Raw genomic sequence first — 16,705 nt, 5'->3', positions numbered from 1 at the left:
AGGGAGATCAAGCTCTGCCATCCTGTTCGGCGGCAGAGATCACCCGTCGCTGGAGGACCGGAGATGCGGACCAAGATGATGTCGGCCGCGGTCGTGGCGCTCGCGCTCGCCGCGGCGGGCTGCAGCAGCGGCGAGGACAAGTCGGAGGCGTCCGGGGACACCAGGCCCTCCTCCCGCGCCGAGCCGACCGCGACCAAGCCCGTCAAGGAGCCGATCACGCTCGCGTTCGGCGGCGACGTCCACTTCGAGGACTACCTGCGCGCCCGCCTGGCCAGCCCGAAGACCGCGCTCGGCCCGATCGCCGCGACGCTGCGCAAGGCCGACTTCGCGATGATCAACCTGGAGACGGCGATCACCGAGGCGGGCACCCCCGCGCCCGGCAAGCAGTTCACGTTCCGGGTCGCGCCGACGGTCTTCAAGGCGCTGCGCGGCGCGGGCGTCGACGCCGTCAGCATGGCCAACAACCACGGCATGGACTACATGGAGTCCGGCCTCGCCGACTCGCTGAAGGCCATCAAGAAGTCGAAGTTCCCCACGCTCGGCATCGGCAAGGACGCCGACGAGGCATACGCGGCGTACCGGACCGAGATCAAGGGCAACAAGCTCGCCGTCCTCGGCGCGACCCAGGTCCTCGACGACCACCTCATCCCCGCGTGGACCGCGACGGACGCCAAGGGCGGCCTCGCCTCCGCCAAGGAGGTCGACCGGATGGTCCAGGCCGTCAAGACCGCACGCAAGGGCGCCGACCTCGTCATCGTGTACCTGCACTGGGGCCAGGAGCTCGCGACCTGCCCCCTGCCGCGCCAGGAGGAACTGGCCGACCAGTTGGTCGACGCGGGGGCCGACGTCGTCGTCGGCGGGCACGCCCACGTCCCCCAGGCCGGCGGCTACCTCAAGGGCAAGTACATCCACTACGGCCTGGGCAACTTCGTCTTCAGCTCGGCCAACGGCCAGACCGCCAACTCCGGCGTCCTCGTCCTGCGCACCAAGGGCCGCAAGATCCTCAAGTCGACCTGGAAGCCGGCCCGCATCTCCTCCGGCCTCCCCATCCTCCTCAAGGGCGACGCCGCCAAGGCCGAACACGCCCGCTGGACGGGCCTGCGCTCCTGCACCAGCCTGACCGCCACCCCCAACGGCTGACCCGGAGGGCCCGGCCTCGCGACCGGGCCCCGTCGGTCACTCGTTCTCGTCGAACTCGAAGGATTCGGGGACGGTGATCTTGGCGTTGTCTTCCGCGGTGCCGTAGACGATGGCGATCTCGCGGTGGGCTTCGAGGGTGATGCCGCTCGGCGGGTCGGTGACCTCTTTGCCGTCCACGTAGAACTTGAGGGTGTGGGTGGCGTCGGTCTTGAACTGGCCGAGCTCGCCGGTGGACAGGGGGATCTCCCACAGGTCGAAGAGCTGCTGGAGGGTGAAGACCTTGTCGGCGCTGAAGGACTCGACGTGCAGGACGCCCCGGGTGTCGTGGGTGTGGAGCTCGGCGATGTTGCCCGCGGCGTCGATGCCGAGGTTCGCGGGGATCTGGTGCTGCTCGCCGTTCACGAACAGCGACAGGTGGGCGTGGATGTGCTTCGCGTCGCCCTCCATGCCGAGCTTGACGTCGAGGCCGAGCTCCTTGGCACGGTGGATCGGGTCGTCGGGGACGGCCCACGGCGGTCCCGCCTCGATCCGCGCCTGGTTGGCCTTCGCGTGGCGCTCGTCCTGCTCCCGCCTGTCCTTGTTGATGGCCCAGACCGCGCCGCCGGCGAGCGCGCCGACGACCGCCAGCACCACGGCGAAGGTGATGATCCAGCGGATGCGCTCGCGCCGCTTCTCGGCGGCCCGCATCTGCGCCACGCGTGCCCTGGCGTCGCCGCCGCCCGCCTTGCTCTTGGTTGCCACTTGCCTGGTCCTCCGGGGATCGTCACGGGTCATGATCACGCATGTGCCCGCTCAAGGATAGGTAAGAGCTTGGCCTTCCCCGCCCCTTCTTCGCCAGCCCCTGGCGTGCCCGGATTCGGCACGGCGTCGTCACGACAAGTCACGATAATCGCGGAGAATTGCCGGGGGACATCGTGGAAAAATGGCGATCCGCCGTTTCCTTGAAAGGCTTCACGTCATGTTCAAGGAACGCGTGGTTTCCCTTTCCCCGCACCCTGACCTGTACTAACGTCCCGCCCGAACGGTGCCGTCGGAAAGGCGGTGTGCCCACAGTCCGCGGGGGGATGGGGAAATGAAGAACTCGACGAAGGCCCTGGTCTGTGCCAGTGCGTTCGCGCCGGTGCTCGCCCTGGTCGGCACGGTGCCCGCGACGGCGGCGGGACCTGCCGCGGCCGCGGGCAAGGAGGGCGGCCCTGCGGCGATCCTCGCGCAGGGCACCGGGCTCGTCGCCAGCCAGGCGCGTCCCGTCGTGCAGCTCGTCGAAGGCGTCGAGGTGCGCAAGGACGGCATGGACGTCGCGGGCGGCCTCGGCGTCGTCCAGCAGCTGGCCGACAGCACCCAGCAGGTGACGTCGCTGCTGTCGGGCGTCAGCGCCAATCCCGACGCGCTCAACCTCACCAACCTCGGCAGCCGCTGCGCGGTCAGCCCCGAGGGCGAGCTGAAGGGCGCGACCGCCGTGCGCGGCACGCTCGCGGGCCGCCGGCTGCCGAAGACGCCCGCCGTCGGGACGCGGCTGCCGCTCGCCGACGGCGCCTACGCGATCCTCAACCACCAGACCCGCGACGCGCTCGGCGGCGAGGTCGTCGGCCTGCGCCTCGTGGACAAGGCGGGCGAGGCCACCGACCTCGCGGTGTCCCGCTGCTCGACCGAGCGGCGCGCGCCCATGCCCGCCGACCCCGTCGGCAGCCTGCTGAACGGCCTGCTCGGCGGCAAGAACCCGGTCGGCGACCTGCTCGGCGGCGCGGTCGGCGGCAACAGCAAGCCCGGGGGCAAGCCGGGCAAGGGCGGCGGCAACAAGCCCGCGATCAAGGGCGGCGTCCCGGTGAAGGGCGGCGGCGACCTCGTCGGCCAGCTCACCGGCGCGAAGGGCGACAAGGACATCCTCGGCCAGCTCACCGGCAGCCTGTCGCCGCTCGGCAGGACCGCGTCCGGCGCGCCCGACGCGCTGCCCGCCGCCGTGCCGGACCGCAGCGCCGAGTTCGCCTCGGCCGCGCGGCGCGTCAACGACCCCGTCGCGCTGGGCACCCCAGCGTCGATGCTCCTCGGCCCGAACAACCCGCTGATGAAGGCGGTGCTCGGCAGCCTCACCGGCATCGGGGCCGCGGCCAAGTCGGTGAACCCGGCGGGCGCGGGAGGCAAGCTGGGCGGTCTGCCCGGCCTGCCCGGTCTCACCCAGATGGAGGCGGGCCAGGTCGGCCTGCCCACCAATCCGCTGGGAGGCTGATCTCCGCACGAAGGCCGCGCCGTCCCCACCAGGGACCGCGCGGCCTCTGTGTTCTCCGGGCGGTGTTCCCCGGGCGCTAGTCGCGGGCGGCGAGTTCGACGGCGAACGCGGCTGCCGCGTCGCGCATCACCGGGATCACCCGCTCGACGGTCTCCGGGGTCATCCTGCCGCTCGGCCCGGACACCGAAAGGGCCGCGCGGGCGGGGGAGTGCGGCAGCGGGACCGCCACACAGCGGACGCCCAGCTCCTGCTCCTCGTCGTCAAGGGCGTAGCCGCGCTCGCGGATCAGGGCGAGCTCGGCCATGAGGGCGTCGGGGTCGGTGAAGGTGCGCGGGGTGCGGGCGGGCATGCCGGTCCTGCCGACGATCTCGCGGGCGGTCTCGTCGGGCAGCTGGGCGAGCAGCGCCTTGCCGACGCCGGTGCAGTGCGGCAGGACCCGTCGGCCGACCTCGGTGAACATCCGCATCGAGTGTCGTGACGGCACCTGGGCAACGTAAACGACGGCATCGCCTTCCAGCACCGCCATGTTCGCGGTCTCGCCCAGGTCGTCGACGAGCGCGGCGAGGACCGGACGGGCCCACGTGCCGAGCAGCCGTGAGGCGCTGTCGCCGAGCCGGATCAGCCGGGGGCCGAGCGCGTACCTGCGGGACGGCTCCTGCCGCACGTAACCGGCCCCGACGAGGGTCTGCATCATCCGGTACACCGTCGGCATCGGCAGGCCCGAGCGCTCGGTCAGCTCGGTCAGCGCCATCTCGCCGCCCGCGTCCGCCAGATGCTCCAGCAGCTCGAAGGCCCGCTCCAGCGAACGCACACTCATGCGGTCAGTGTACGGAAACTTGTTTTCACCCAACGAAAGCGGGGCCTCGGGGTTCCGCCTTGGGGATATCCGGGGGTTATCGGCCGCCCGGCCCGGGCATGGAGTCGAACGCCCCCCAGTGATCATCGACGTGGGAGGCGAGCGTGGGTCGGGCGCGGAGCACGGCGGTCGCGGCGGGACTATCGGCGGGGCTGCTCGCCTGGCCGATGGCGGCCTGGAGCAGCAGCGAAGCCAAGGACCGGCCGTCGGGGGAGCGGAAGGTCGAGGTCGAGGCCGTCGCGCGGGCGCTCGGCGGCGCGGGCGGCGCGCACTTCTACGAGGTCGAGCTGACCGTGCCCGAGGGCGTCGCCAAGGACGTGCGGCTCGCGGTGTCCACCGAGGCCGCCGACGCCGTCTGGACCGAGCGGCCGCCGAACTGCGTGCCCGTCGCGACCGGGCTGAGCTGCAGCCCCGGATCGGTCGAGGGGACCGTGCGGCTGCCGCGCTTCGGCGTCCGCGCGACGGGCGAGCCGGGCCGGTTCACGGCCGCGGTCTCGGCGGCGAACGCCGGGGGGACGATCGTGGCCGCCGACCCTTCCCCGGAGACCGCGCCGCCCGTCGACCCGAGCGCGTCGCCGAGCTTGTCGCCGGGAGCCGTCGACGCCGCGCCGAGCGTGACGCCGGAGGCCGTCGACCCGACCGCGTCGCCCGGGGCCGACGCCGTGGACCCGACCGCCTTGCCCGGGGACGCCGCCGCCGAGTCGGGGGCGTCGCCGGAGGCCGTCGCCGACGAGGCTGTGCAGAGCCGGGGGCCGAACGCCGACGAGACGCCCGACGCGCGCGCCGCAGCGCCGGAGGTTCCGTCGGCCGCCGTCGATCCGGACGAGTGGACCGGCGACATGGACGTCGAGTTCGAGGACCCCGAGCCGGGGGAGCCCGGCAGGCAGGACGCGGAGCCGCCCACTCCGATCCCTTCCGCGCCGCCGCAGGCCGCGCCGATCCCGTCCGAGCTGCCCCGCGCGACGGCGCACGCGGGACCCGTCCACACGCCCCCGGTCCGCCCGCGCCCGACCAGGACCCAGACCGCCGAAGAACCTGCGGTGCCGAGAATCCAGGGCAGACCCGCCCAAACCCCCCCGGTCCGCCCCCGCCCGGGCAAGACCGAGACCACCAAGCCCGCGCCGGGCAGGCACCCGGCCCCCGCCCACGGCCCCCGGCAGCCCGGCCCCGCGAAGCCGGGAGGCCAGGGCACCGGGGTCGAGAGGCCCGCAGGTGTCGCGTCCCAGGGGACCGGCGCGCAGAGGCCCGGGGGCGTGGCCGCGCAGGGGACGGGGGTGCAGGAGCCGTGGGTGGCCAAGCCGCGGGAGGTCGTGCCGACGCCGCCGCCCGTGGTGAGCGTCCCGCGCGGGTTGCCGGGTCTGGCGCCGCCGGTCGAGCCCGCGCGGCCCGTCCTTCCCGATCTGCCCGAGGTCGGGGCGGCGTGGCCGCAGGTGCCGCCGGAGGTCGCCGCGCCGCAGGGGCCGCAGGCCCAGGTCCCGGGCGTGGTGCCGGGCGTGGTGCCGGACGTCAGGCCGGAGGGGATGCCCGGCGGGCTGCCGGAGCTTGAACCGTCGGGGGAGGCGACGTCGGCCGGGGGAGGGCTGCCCGTGACGCCGAGGGTCGCGCCGCCCGCGCAGGCGCTGCCGTCGCTGACGCCCGCGCCGAGCCCGTCGCCGCTGGCGGTGACGCCCGCGCCCCGGATGGTCGAGCACGCCGCGCTGTCGCTCAAGGCGGAGGACGCGTGGGCCGAGCCGAAGGAGAAGTCGGCGTGGCTGACGGTCCTGGCGATCGCGGTCGTCGGCGAGGTGCTGCTGCTGTGGTGCACGATCGCCGTGGGGGTGTGGCGGCGGCGACTCACCGTGAACAGCGGTTACCCGCTGCGCCGGCAAAGGCGGAGGTGAGACTACGGGCTGGACGTGGGTCGTGTCGGAGTGCGTCCGAGAAGCCGCAGGTGAGCGGGGATTGGTGACCGACTTGTCATCCGAATTACAAAAGGTCCTGAATCGAATCGTCCTGGCGGTTAGTGACCCTTGCGGAGGGCGTTCCGGTAGCCTCACGAAGTCATACCCACGCCCCCCTGGAGTCCTTCATGGCCTTGGGTTCGCTGCTCCCCGACCTCGACCGCCGGCCCCTGGTCGGCCTGCTGGCCGAGCACGCCGTGACCAAGCCCGACGCCAAGGCGTTCACCTTCGTGGACTACTCCACCGACCGCGAAGGGGCCAAGCGGACCCTCACCTGGTCCGAGGTGTGGCACAAGGCCAAGGCGATGGCGGTCTCGCTGCGCGAGTACGCCGAGCCCGGCGACCGCGCCGCGCTGCTGCTGCCGCAGAGCCTCGACTACCTGACCGCGATGTCCGGGGCCTTCGCCGCCCAGATCGTCGCGGTCCCGCTGTTCTCCCCCGACCTGCCGGGCAACGCCGACCGCCTCATCCGCGCCTACTCCGACGCGGCCCCGGCCGTCATCGTGACGACGGCGGCGGCCCTCCCGTACGTCGAGAAGTTCCTTGACGAGCACCCCGTGCCGCGCCCGCGCGGAATCGTCCTGTCCGACGAGATAGACGATTCGGTCGGCGAAGGCTACGAGCTGCCCGAGATCGGCCCGGACGACCTCGCCTACCTCCAGTACACGTCGGGTTCCACCAGCGCCCCGGCCGGGGTGGAGATCACCCACGGCGGCTTCGCGGCCAACGCCCGCCAGCTGTGGACGTCATGGGACCCGCCGGAGATCGAGACGTGCGAAGCCGTCACCTGGCTTCCCCTCTTCCACGACATGGGCCTGGTCACCGCGCTCGCGCTGCCGCTCGTACACGGCAACCACGTGATCCTCGCCGACCCGATGTCGTTCCTGATGCGGCCGATCCGCTGGATGCGGCTGCTGTCGGAGTGCCCGAACGTCTATACCGCCGGCCCGAACTTCGCCTACGACTACGTCGCGGGCCAGGCCAACGCCAAGAGCCTCGAGGGCCTCGACCTCAGCGGCGTCAACGTCTGCCTCAACGGCGCGGAGCCGATCAGGCCGTCGACCGTCGAGAACTTCACCCGCGCGTTCGCGCCCGTCGGGCTGCGCGCGGGCGTCGTGCGGCCCGCGTACGGGCTGGCCGAGGCGACGGTGTTCGTGTCCGGCAGCTTCGTCACCAACCCCGACCCGAACGTCCCGGCGCGGATGCTGAAGGCCGACCGCGAGGCGCTGACGCAGGGCAGGATCGTCCCGTCGGACGCGCCCGCCGCGCAGTCGCTCGTCTCGTGCGGCGCGCCGCAGGGCCAGCACGTCGCGATCGTGGACCCCGACACCCGGCGCGAGCGCCCCGACGGGGTCGTCGGCGAGATCTGGGTGCACGGCCCGAACGTCGGACTCGGCTACTGGAACAACGCCGAGCGCAGCGCCGAGACGTTCGGCGCGGTCATCGAGGACGCGCAGGGCGTCCCGGCGGGCGGCTGGATGCGCACCGGCGACTTCGGCGCGGTCCACGACGGCGAGCTGTACGTGACGGGCCGGATCAAGGACCTGATCATCGTCGACGGCCGCAACCACTACCCGCAGGACGTCGAGGTGACGACCGAGGCCGCCTCCCCGGCGATCCGGCCCGACTACGTCGCGGCGTTCTCCGTCCCCGGTGAGGAGACCGAGCGGCTCGTGGTCGTCGCCGAGCGCAACCGGCGGCTCCCGGTGGCCAAGCTCGACCTCGCCGAGGTGGAGCGCGCGGTGCGGGCCAAGGTCAACCAGGTGCACGAGATGCACATCCACGAGTTCGTCCTGATCGAGCCGGGTTCGCTGTCCCGCACGTCGAGCGGGAAGGTCGCGCGGGCGGCGACGCGCGCGCGCTATCTGGACGGCGACCTTGTCCGGACCGCGGACAGGCTCGCGCGCTAGCCGCCCCCGGCTTGCGGAACCGAAGGCAGGAGAAAGACACACATGTACGGCTGGGGACGCTTCGTCCATCGGTTCCGCTGGCTCGTGCTGCTCCTGTCCGTGCTGCTCACGTTCCTCGCCGGGTTCTGGGGCCTCGGCGTCTTCAGCCCGGGCGTGCTCAAGTCCGGCGGCTTCGAGGACCCCAAGGCCGACTCGACGGCGGTGAACCGCACCGCGTCGATGGTCTGGGGCGGCGCGAACCCCGACGTGATGCTCGTCTACCGCAGCGACGAGTACAAGGTCACCGACCCCGAGTACATGCAGGCCGTGCTGTTCACCATCGGCCGCCTGCCGAAGGAGAACGTCAAGCAGATCTTCAGCTACTGGCACATCGCGGGCAGCACCAAGGAGGCCAAGGAGGGCCGGGAGAACATCATCTCCCACGACGGCCACAGCACCCTGGTGATGCTCGTCCTGCAGGGGGACAAGGACCCGCTCAAGGCCGACTCGGCGAAGGTCGCGGACCTCGAGGCGGTCAAGAAGCACATTGACGCGCCGGGCATGACCGTCCAGGTCGGCGGGGCCGTCCAGATCGGCAACGACTTCCTCCAGCAGATGATGGCCGACCTCACCAAGGCGGAGCTGATCTCGCTGCCCCTTGTGCTGGTGATCGGCCTCATCGTGTTCGGCAGCGTCGCGGCGGCGCTGCAACCCGTGCTCGTCGGCGTCTTCTCGATCCTCGGCGCGCTCGCCGTCCTGCGCGCTACTACATATGTCGTTGACGTCTCCAGCCTGACGACGCCACTGGTGTCGATGCTCGCGGTCGGTCTGGCGATCGACTATTCGCTGTTCATCATCAATAGATTCCGGGAGGAACTGGGCAAGGGCCGTGACGGGGCCACCGCCATGGGCGTCACCATGGCCACGGCAGGACGGACCGTGATGTTCTCGGCCGTCACCGTCATGGCGTCGATGGCGGGGCTGCTGCTGTTCCCGCAGATGTTCCTGAAGTCGATCGGCATCGCGGGCAACGCCGTCATCGTCGTCGCGCTGATCATGTCGCTGGTGATCCTGCCGTGCATGCTGTCGATCCTCGGGCCGCGCATCGAGTTCGGGCAGATGCCGTGGCGCAAGCGGCGCAACCGGAAGCCGAAGACCGAGGAAGAGGGCGCCTGGTACCGGCTCGGGCACAGCGTGATGCGGCGCCCGTTCCTGTACTTCATCGGCACGAGCGCCGTCCTGCTCGCGCTGGTGACGCCGTTCCTGCACGTCCAGTTCGGGCTGTCGGACATCCGGTCGCTGCCCGAGGGGATGCCCGCGCGCGTCGTGGTCGAGACGGTCCAGGAGAACTTCTCCGGCGGCGTCCTCGACCCGATCGACGTGCTGCTCGAGGGCGCGCTCGTGCCGAAGAACTTCAAACCCGGGCGCGACGAGTTCCCCAAGAACCTCGCCGAGTTCCGCGACAAGATCGCGGCGATGCCCAACGTGACCGCCGCGCAGTTCACCAACCAGAGCCAGAAGGACGGGCTCGTCCGGATGCAGGTGACCTACGAGGGCGACGCCAACGACGAGACGACCAAACAGCTCGTCCGCGACCTGCGCGCGCTGGACAATCCGGCGGACCGGCCGGAAGCGGTCAACCACATCGTCGTGGGCGGCGCGACCGCCGTCCAGATGGACCTCATGGACAGCCTCGCCAGATCGCTGCCGAAGACCGCCGCGTTCGTCGGCGTCGCGATCTTCGTGCTGCTGTTCGCCGCGTTCGGCTCGCTGCTGCTGCCGATCAAGGCGGTCATCATGAACCTCCTGTCCATCGGCGCGTCCTTCGGCGCGATGGTCTGGGCGTTCCAGGACGCGCACCTGGCGAACATCCTCGGCTTCACCCCGACGGGCTCGCTCGACGCCAACTCCGTCATCCTCGTCCTCGCGATCGTGTTCGGCCTCTCGATGGACTACGAGGTCTTCCTCCTCAGCCGCATCCGGGAGGAATGGGACAACACCCACGACAACCGCAAGGCCGTCGCGCGCGGGCTCCAGCAGACCGGCGGGATCATCACCAGCGCGGCGGTGCTGCTCGTGGTGGTCGTCGCGGCGTTCTCGACCGCGAAGATCACGACGGTCAAGGAACTGGGCGTCGGCCTGCTCGTCGCGGTCGTGGTCGACGCGACGCTCGTCCGCTCGCTGCTCGTCCCGGCGACCATGCGGTTCCTCGGCGACGCCAACTGGTGGCTGCCCGGGCCGTTGAAGCGGCTGCACGCGGCGATCGACCTGCGTGAAGTGCACGACGTTCACGTCGAAGGTGACACGGCCGTCTCGAACGACGGGGGAGCGAAGGGCGGCGGCGCGGGGGCCGCGCTAGGTAACCCGACAGTGACATCGGTGGACGTTCCGGCGCTGAAACGACAGAACGGACGGCCGCGCCGCGGCATCGTCCCCCAGCAGGGCGGCGGATACGTGTGGACCGAACAGGGCCGACGGCCGGGGTCCAACCCCGGCAGACGGCGTGAGATCGTGCCAGGCCCCGACGGTACGGGCTGGCACTGGCGCGAGGTGGAGGATGATCATGCGCGGTGAACCCCGGCGCCGTGTCGGCGCATCGAGATTCGGGGCGCTGAGGGCGGGCGGCGTCGTCGCCGTCGCCGTCCTGACCGTGGGCCTCGTCCCCGGATCGGCGTCCGCCCGGCTGAAGTTCGAGCCCGCCCCGACGGGCGCGGCCATCACCAAGTTCACCTGGCTGACCAAGAACAAGCGCCAGGCCGACATCACCATCAAGACGCCGTCGCTGCCGGGGGTGAACCCCAAGGTCAGGCTGCTGCTGCCGAAGAAGTGGTCGCAGAAGTCGAAGAAGAAGTGGCCGATCGTTTACCTGTACCACGGCGGCAACGACAGCTACGTCTCCTGGACGCGCAGCACCAACATCGAGTCGATCGCCGCCAAGTACGACGTCATCGTGGCGATGCCCGAGGGCTCGAACGGCTCTTATACCAACTGGTACAACTACGGAAAGGGCGGCCCGCCCAAGTGGGAGGACTTCCACATCAAGGAAGTGATCCCGCTGATGGAACGCAATTTCCGGGCGAGCAAGGTCGCCGCGGTGATGGGCAACTCGTCCGGCGGGCAGGGCGCGATGACTTACGCCGCGCGGTACCCGGGCAAGTTCAAGTACGCGGCCTCGCTGAGCGGCCTCCTGCACATCCGCGCGCCGTTCATCCCGCAGTTCCTCGCCCAGATCAACTCGGGCAACGGCAACGACCCGAACGCCATCTGGGGCCGCTACCCCGCCGACGCGGCCAACTGGAAGAAGCACAACCCCTGGGACCTCGCGAAGAAACTGCGCGGCACCAAGATCTTCTTCTCGTCCGGCCTCGACGGAGAGCCGGGCCCCGGCGACCCGACCGACCTCGACCCCTGGGACATCGGCCTGATCGCCGAGGAATGGACCGGGTACAGCGCCAAGTACTTCAGGGACAAGCTGAAGGCCGAGAAGATCCCGTACACCGCGCACCTTTACAAGAAGGGCCGGCACAACTGGCCGGCGTGGCGGCGTGAGACGAACTTCGTCTGGCCGAAGATCATGCAGTCCATCAAGGCCAAGAAGTACTGAGAAGAAGCACCAAGATGCGCTCCCGAACACTCCCCGCCGCCCTCACCGCCCTCGTCCTCGCGCTCGGTCTCGCCTCCGCTGTCCCCGCGACGGCCGCGCCGGGCAAGGCCGAGGCCGTCAACGCCGCGTCCGGCAAGTCCGGCAAGAAGGTCACCTTCAAGAAGGCCGACAACGGCAGCGCGATCACGTCGTACAAGTGGCTCACGAAGAACAAGCGCAGGCTCGACGTCTCCGTGAAGTCCAAGGGGCTCGGCAACAAGACCCGCAAGGTCCGCCTGCTGCTGCCCAAGGGCTGGAAGTTCAAGACCAAGAAGACCTGGCCCGTCGTCTACCTGCTGCACGGCGGCGGGGAGGCCGACTACAAGTCGTGGACGCGCAGTTCCCAGATCGCGACGCTCGCCGCCAAATGGAACGCCATCGTCGTCATGCCCGAGGGCGCGAACGGCTCCTATACCAACTGGTATAACAACGGCAAGGGCGGGCCGCCCGAGTGGGAGACCTTCCACATGACCGAGGTCTTCCAGCTGATGAACCGGAACATGCACACCGGGACCCGCCGCGCCATTCTCGGCAACTCCTCCGGCGGGCAGGGCGCGATGACGTACGCGGCGCGCTATCCCGGACGGTTCAAGTACGTCGCCGCCTACAGCAGCCTCCTTTCGATCCTGTCGCCCGGCATTCCCGAGGCGCTCGGAATGATCAACTCGCCGCGCGGCGATCCGAAGCGGATCTACGGCGACCCCGTCGACGACCGCGCCAACTGGGAGGCGCACGACCCGTGGTCGCTCGCGCCCAAACTCAGGGGCACCGGGATCTACTTCTCGACCGGGAGCGGAATGCTGCTGCCGAGCGACGCCGGACTCATCTCCGAGTACTTCGTCGGGATGAGCACGATGGACTTCAAAAAGCGGCTCGACTCGCTCGGCATCAAGTACCAGGCGCACATCTACTCGGGCGGACGGCACTCGTGGCCGTTCTGGAAGATCGAGCTCAAGCGGTCCTGGCCGAAGGCGATGAAGGCCATTAAGGCGAAAAAATACTAGAACGCTCGCGTTAACGGCGGCATTGGGCGGCGTTCAGGCGTCGACCTCGAACCAGACCGACGTGCCGTCTGAGTCGGTGCGGCTGCCCCATTCGCGGGCGAGGCCGTCGAGGAGCATGAGGCCCCTGCCGTCCTCGTCGGCGTCGCCGGCCTCGCGCGCGACGGGGACGCCGGCGCCGCCGTCGGAGCACTCCACCCGCACCCGCTTGCCGTCCCGGTACACCGCGACGCGCACCTCGCCGCCGTGCGGGCCGTGCTCGACGGCGTTCGTCACCACCTCCGACGTCAGCAGCTCCACTACCTCGACGGCATCATTACCGTCCCGGCCCTGGGACAGCAGGCCGCGCACCCACCGCCGCACCCTGCCCGGCGCGCGGATCTCGCCGGGCACCCGCAGCACGCCGAGCCGCTCGCCGAAGCCGTCGTCCCGCCCCTTCACGCAGCACCCCCTCCGGAAGGCTCCCCCGAGCCCGCCGCCCCGTCGAACCACCCCGTACCTGCGGTCATTCCCGTCACGTCGGAGGGCAAGCGGGCGGAGTTAAATGCGTGGCGTCGCCGTGACGGAAATGCCTACGATGCAGGTGAAGCGGCCGGTAAAAGGGGCACATCGGGATCGCCGACACGTGTTCCCCGTATCGTCGCCGGTCGCATTCACTCCGGTAAAGGCTACGGCCCGAGGTTCGACTCCTCACGCGTCCGCTCTCCGGCCACTCGCGTGCTCGCGGCCCTGCGGGTCCTCCCACGGGAGAGCGCCCCCGCCGCGCGTTCGCGGCCGGAGAGCGGACGTCAGGAGCAGGGAGGCAGCGACATGCGCGTAACGGTCATGGAATGGGAGCGGACCCTTCTCTTCCGCGACGGACGTTTCCAGCGCGTCCTGGAGCCCGGCCGCCACCGGATCGGCCGCTCAGCCCGGCACACCCTCGTGTCCGTGGACATCCGCCCGCGCGTCATGCACGTCACCGGCCAGGACCTCCTCACCAGCGACGGCCTGTCCCTCCGCCTGAGCATGGCCGTCACCTGGTCCGTCACCGAGCCGCACGCCTTCTCCCTTGGCGCGCAGAGCACCGAGCACATCCTCTACGGACGCGTCCAGGACGCCGCCCGCGCCGTCGTCACCGCCGCCCCCCTCGAAGACCTCCTGGCCGACCGCCCCGCCCTCTCCGCGAACATCGCCGCCCTCATCACCGGCGACGCCCCCGACCTCGGCCTGACCGTCGCCGAAGCCGTCATCCGCGACCTCATGCTCCCCGGCGAACTCCGCCGCGCCACCCTCGAAACCCTCCTCGCCCGCGAACGCGGCCGCGCCGACCTAGAACGCGCCCGCGCCGAGTCCGCAGCCCTCCGCTCCCTAGCCAACACAGCCCGCCTCCTAGAAGACCACCCCTCCCTCCTCCACCTCCGCACCCTCCAAGCCGCCACCACCACCCCCAACACCCACCTAATCCTCAACCCCCCACCCCCACCCCCACCAACCTCCTAACAGTCCCCCCAAACCCTCTGCCCGCCCCTGGTCACCTCGACCCGAACCCCGACCCGGTCTTCAATCGCATTGACCACCGCCGGCTCAAGCCCCTGCCCCCGAAGCGGCATAAACCCCGCCCCACCCTCCATTCCACCGATCGCGGTCCCGTCGTGCACACGCAACACGAGCAACGCCGCCCTGTGTGCCTCCCCCGTATAAGGCGCGACGATCAACCCCTCGTCCCTGGTCTGCTCCACCCACGCATACGGGATCGTGTGCGCCGCGGCCGTCGCAACAACCCGATCAAACGGCGCACACCCCGGCACCCCCAACTCTCCATCCCCGCAGACGACGACGACCCCGCCGACCCCGGCCGCCTCCAACGAAGCCCGGGCCCGCTCAGCAAGGTCCCGCTCGATCTCCACCGACACCACCTCACAGCCGAGCGCCGCCAAACACGCGGCGTTGTACCCGGTCCCTGTACCGATCTCCAGCACCCGCATACCGGGCCGCACATCCAAGGCCCGGATCATGCGCGCCATAACCCCGGGCGCACTGGACGAGGAAGTCGGAAAGAACCCCTTACCCGCCGGATAAACAACCCCCGAAAGCCGCGGCTCACCCTCATCCGTCCGCGTAGTCACCGCATCATCCATCCCGACCAACCTCTCCCACTCCTCCGGCCTCTCCGACCGACGAAGCGGCACCAACCACCCGCCCTCCCGCACATAAATCGTCTCCGGCACGAACAACCGCCGATCAACCGGCAACCCCACCTCCCCATACACAAACCTCACCGCTCCCCCGTCCCCCCACAAGACGGACACGTCACATCGCGAGATTGCAGGCGAGTTCGGGCGGTCTCGATTTCCTGGCGTGCGGGGTCGCCGTAGACGGCTTGCTTGCGGAGTAGTGCGAAGATCTTGAGGAAGGTGGCGATCTCCTCGGGGCGTTCGGTCTGGTAGAGCCCGGTCCACTGCTCACAACGGACCAGGCGGGCGTCGTAGATGTAGAAGCCGCCGCTTGGCCACATGTCCTTTCGGGCTTGGCCCAGAGGGATGATCCCGAGAGAGACGTTGGGTAGTCGTGTGGCCGTCATGAGGAAGTCGTATTGGGCTTCCATGGTCTCTCGGTCTCCGAACACCGTGTAGAGCGCGGTGGCTTCGATGGCGAAGGAGAACCGCGTGATGCCCGAGGTCAGGACCTTCAGGCGGTTCAGCCTGCCTTCGACCGCCGTGTCCAGGTCGTCCCTCATCCCGTGGAACCGTGCGATCGGGTCCAGCGAGGCCCGGACGTAGTGGCGGGCCTGGAGGAAGCCGGGTACGGCCATCGGCTCGTACACCTGGATCAGCTCGCTCTGCTCGTAGAGCGGGCGGTTGCGCTCGGACATGCGTTTGAAGCCTGCCCGTAGCTCTCGACGGTGCTCCAACCACATCTGCTCGACTTCGCGACGGGCCGCGATCAGTTCGGGTATCTGGTCCTCGGCCGCGCACGCCCGGCACCACGCGCGGATGTCGTCCTCCGTGGGATTCTGCCGGGCGTGTTCGATACGCGAGACCTTGGACGGCCGCATGCCCGCCTCCGCGGCCAGCTGACGGCCGTTGAGGCGCGCATCCAGGCGAAGGTCCCGCATACGAAGAGCGATCGCCTTGCGCGCTGCTTGCGCCGCTTGCTCTGACACAGCTGACTGCGCTCAGATCGGCCGGTATTCAGCGTGCGGGATCGCCAAGGGCCAGAGCGCGGCGAAGATGTCGGCGCAGAACTTCACCGTGTCGGGGTCCGACGAGACCTGGATCTCCACGCAGACGTCATCTCCGGAGAAGACATTGAAGATCACGGTCTCGCCGTCCAGCAGCCAGAAGTCGTTCCCGGGCAGGGCCAGGGCTGAGACCAGCCGCCGGGGAATCCAACGCTGGTCCTCGCCCGCTTCCACCCGAAGGTAGGTCACCTCGCGCGTGAACGCCTGGTACTCGGAGAGGGGTTCAGAGACCACGCACGCACGCCGATAGACCTTCCCCTCCGCGACCCCCGCCCTCACCTCGTCGCACCACGGCTTGAGGACCCTGGCGACCTCTTCGCGGTCACCCGCGCGCCACCGGGCGAACAACTCGGCGTCGACGCCGTAGTTGTCCCGGGTCTCCAGGTGGAGAGCCTCACGCTGGACACCGGCGACCAGCGCCCGGCGCTCAGCCGGGGATATCGAGTCCATACCTCTCCTTCACGTAGGTGCGGGCGATCACGTCCATGAAGTCGTCGGTCACCTCGCCTAGTCCTTCGTGTGGGGCGAGGGCTCGGGCCTGTGCCCTCACGTCCGGTTCGTCCCGTCGGTCGGCCTGGATGATCCACGTGCGCCTGCTCGTCCGGTAGAGGCTTGGGCACTGGTCGTCCTGGAGGGACCCGGGGTCCTTGAGGACGAAGGTAAGGGTGAGGGGCGAGTTGTCGTCAGGGGATTGCACGAGATCGCGACCTCCGGTTCGCCGATTGCCCGAGACTCCCTGGACCGGACTGCCATCGCTGTCCGGGTTCTTCACCGAGAAGTTAGCGATCA

Annotated in this window: 15 protein-coding genes; 8 read left to right on the top strand and 7 right to left on the bottom strand. The window is 70.1% G+C overall.

The window, feature by feature from the left end:
* Positions 1 to 63 precede the first annotated feature (63 nt).
* Positions 64 to 1,140, top strand: coding sequence for a CapA family protein (locus tag R9X44_RS22300; RefSeq protein ID WP_319816189.1), 1,077 nt, complete (start codon positions 64 to 66; stop codon positions 1,138 to 1,140).
* A gap of 36 nt (positions 1,141 to 1,176) precedes the next feature.
* Here R9X44_RS22300 and R9X44_RS22295 read toward each other — a convergent pair whose 3' ends face one another.
* Complete coding sequence (locus tag R9X44_RS22295; RefSeq protein WP_319816188.1) at positions 1,177 to 1,881, bottom strand: hypothetical protein; 705 nt, start codon at positions 1,879 to 1,881, stop codon at positions 1,177 to 1,179.
* Positions 1,882 to 2,212: 331 nt separating this feature from the next.
* Between R9X44_RS22295 and R9X44_RS22290 the strand changes: the two genes are divergently transcribed.
* Positions 2,213 to 3,364, top strand: a complete 1,152-nt coding sequence (locus R9X44_RS22290) for a hypothetical protein (RefSeq protein WP_319816187.1) — start codon at positions 2,213 to 2,215, stop codon at positions 3,362 to 3,364.
* Positions 3,365 to 3,440: 76 nt separating this feature from the next.
* Here R9X44_RS22290 and R9X44_RS22285 read toward each other — a convergent pair whose 3' ends face one another.
* On the bottom strand, positions 3,441 to 4,181 hold the full coding sequence (locus R9X44_RS22285; RefSeq protein ID WP_319816186.1) for an IclR family transcriptional regulator: 741 nt from the start codon (positions 4,179 to 4,181) through the stop codon (positions 3,441 to 3,443).
* Positions 4,182 to 4,324: 143 nt separating this feature from the next.
* On the opposite strand from R9X44_RS22285, the gene R9X44_RS22280 reads away from it, so the two are divergent.
* From R9X44_RS22280 to R9X44_RS22260, 5 genes are all read left to right on the top strand, one after another.
* On the top strand, positions 4,325 to 6,100 hold the full coding sequence (locus R9X44_RS22280) for a hypothetical protein (protein ID WP_319816185.1): 1,776 nt from the start codon (positions 4,325 to 4,327) through the stop codon (positions 6,098 to 6,100).
* 188 nt (positions 6,101 to 6,288) lie between these two features.
* Entirely contained in the window at positions 6,289 to 8,070 is a 1,782-nt protein-coding gene (locus R9X44_RS22275) for a fatty acyl-AMP ligase (protein ID WP_319816184.1), read from the top strand.
* A 42-nt stretch (positions 8,071 to 8,112) separates the two neighbouring features.
* On the top strand, positions 8,113 to 10,623 hold the full coding sequence (locus tag R9X44_RS22270) for an MMPL family transporter (protein WP_319816183.1): 2,511 nt from the start codon (positions 8,113 to 8,115) through the stop codon (positions 10,621 to 10,623).
* A complete protein-coding gene (locus R9X44_RS22265; protein ID WP_319816182.1) occupies positions 10,613 to 11,653 on the top strand; it encodes an alpha/beta hydrolase in 1,041 nt (346 codons plus the stop codon). Before R9X44_RS22270 ends, R9X44_RS22265 begins: the two co-directional genes overlap by 11 nt.
* Before the next feature lie 14 nt (positions 11,654 to 11,667).
* Complete coding sequence (locus R9X44_RS22260) at positions 11,668 to 12,696, top strand: alpha/beta hydrolase family protein (RefSeq protein WP_319816181.1); 1,029 nt, start codon at positions 11,668 to 11,670, stop codon at positions 12,694 to 12,696.
* Between the two features lie 33 nt (positions 12,697 to 12,729).
* On the opposite strand, the gene R9X44_RS22255 is transcribed toward R9X44_RS22260, so the two are convergent.
* Positions 12,730 to 13,134, bottom strand: coding sequence for an ATP-binding protein (locus R9X44_RS22255; protein ID WP_319816180.1), 405 nt, complete (start codon positions 13,132 to 13,134; stop codon positions 12,730 to 12,732).
* A gap of 369 nt (positions 13,135 to 13,503) precedes the next feature.
* Here R9X44_RS22255 and R9X44_RS22250 point away from each other — a divergent pair, with 369 nt between their 5' ends.
* Complete coding sequence (locus tag R9X44_RS22250; RefSeq protein WP_319816179.1) at positions 13,504 to 14,175, top strand: slipin family protein; 672 nt, start codon at positions 13,504 to 13,506, stop codon at positions 14,173 to 14,175.
* Here R9X44_RS22250 and R9X44_RS22245 read toward each other — a convergent pair.
* The 4 genes from R9X44_RS22245 to R9X44_RS22230 are packed head-to-tail and all read right to left on the bottom strand — an operon-like array spanning position 14,172 to position 16,688.
* Complete coding sequence (locus tag R9X44_RS22245) at positions 14,172 to 14,954, bottom strand: methyltransferase domain-containing protein (RefSeq protein ID WP_319816178.1); 783 nt, start codon at positions 14,952 to 14,954, stop codon at positions 14,172 to 14,174. The two genes, R9X44_RS22250 and R9X44_RS22245, sit on opposite strands and share 4 nt — an antisense overlap.
* The gene (locus R9X44_RS22240; RefSeq protein WP_319816177.1) at positions 14,951 to 15,838 is read right to left on the bottom strand and encodes a helix-turn-helix transcriptional regulator; all 888 of its coding nucleotides are present in this window, start codon (positions 15,836 to 15,838) and stop codon (positions 14,951 to 14,953) included. Before R9X44_RS22240 ends, R9X44_RS22245 begins: the two co-directional genes overlap by 4 nt.
* A 12-nt stretch (positions 15,839 to 15,850) precedes the next feature.
* Entirely contained in the window at positions 15,851 to 16,366 is a 516-nt protein-coding gene (locus tag R9X44_RS22235; RefSeq protein ID WP_319816176.1) for a DUF6879 family protein, read from the bottom strand.
* Complete coding sequence (locus R9X44_RS22230; protein ID WP_319816175.1) at positions 16,344 to 16,688, bottom strand: hypothetical protein; 345 nt, start codon at positions 16,686 to 16,688, stop codon at positions 16,344 to 16,346. Before R9X44_RS22230 ends, R9X44_RS22235 begins: the two co-directional genes overlap by 23 nt.
* Positions 16,689 to 16,705: the final 17 nt, after the last annotated feature.

Source organism: Actinocorallia sp. A-T 12471, assembly GCF_033875155.1.
GTDB lineage: Bacteria > Actinomycetota > Actinomycetes > Streptosporangiales > Streptosporangiaceae > Actinocorallia.
The sequence above is the reverse complement of the archived record's forward strand: the minus strand, read 5'-3'. Positions and strand labels throughout refer to the sequence as shown.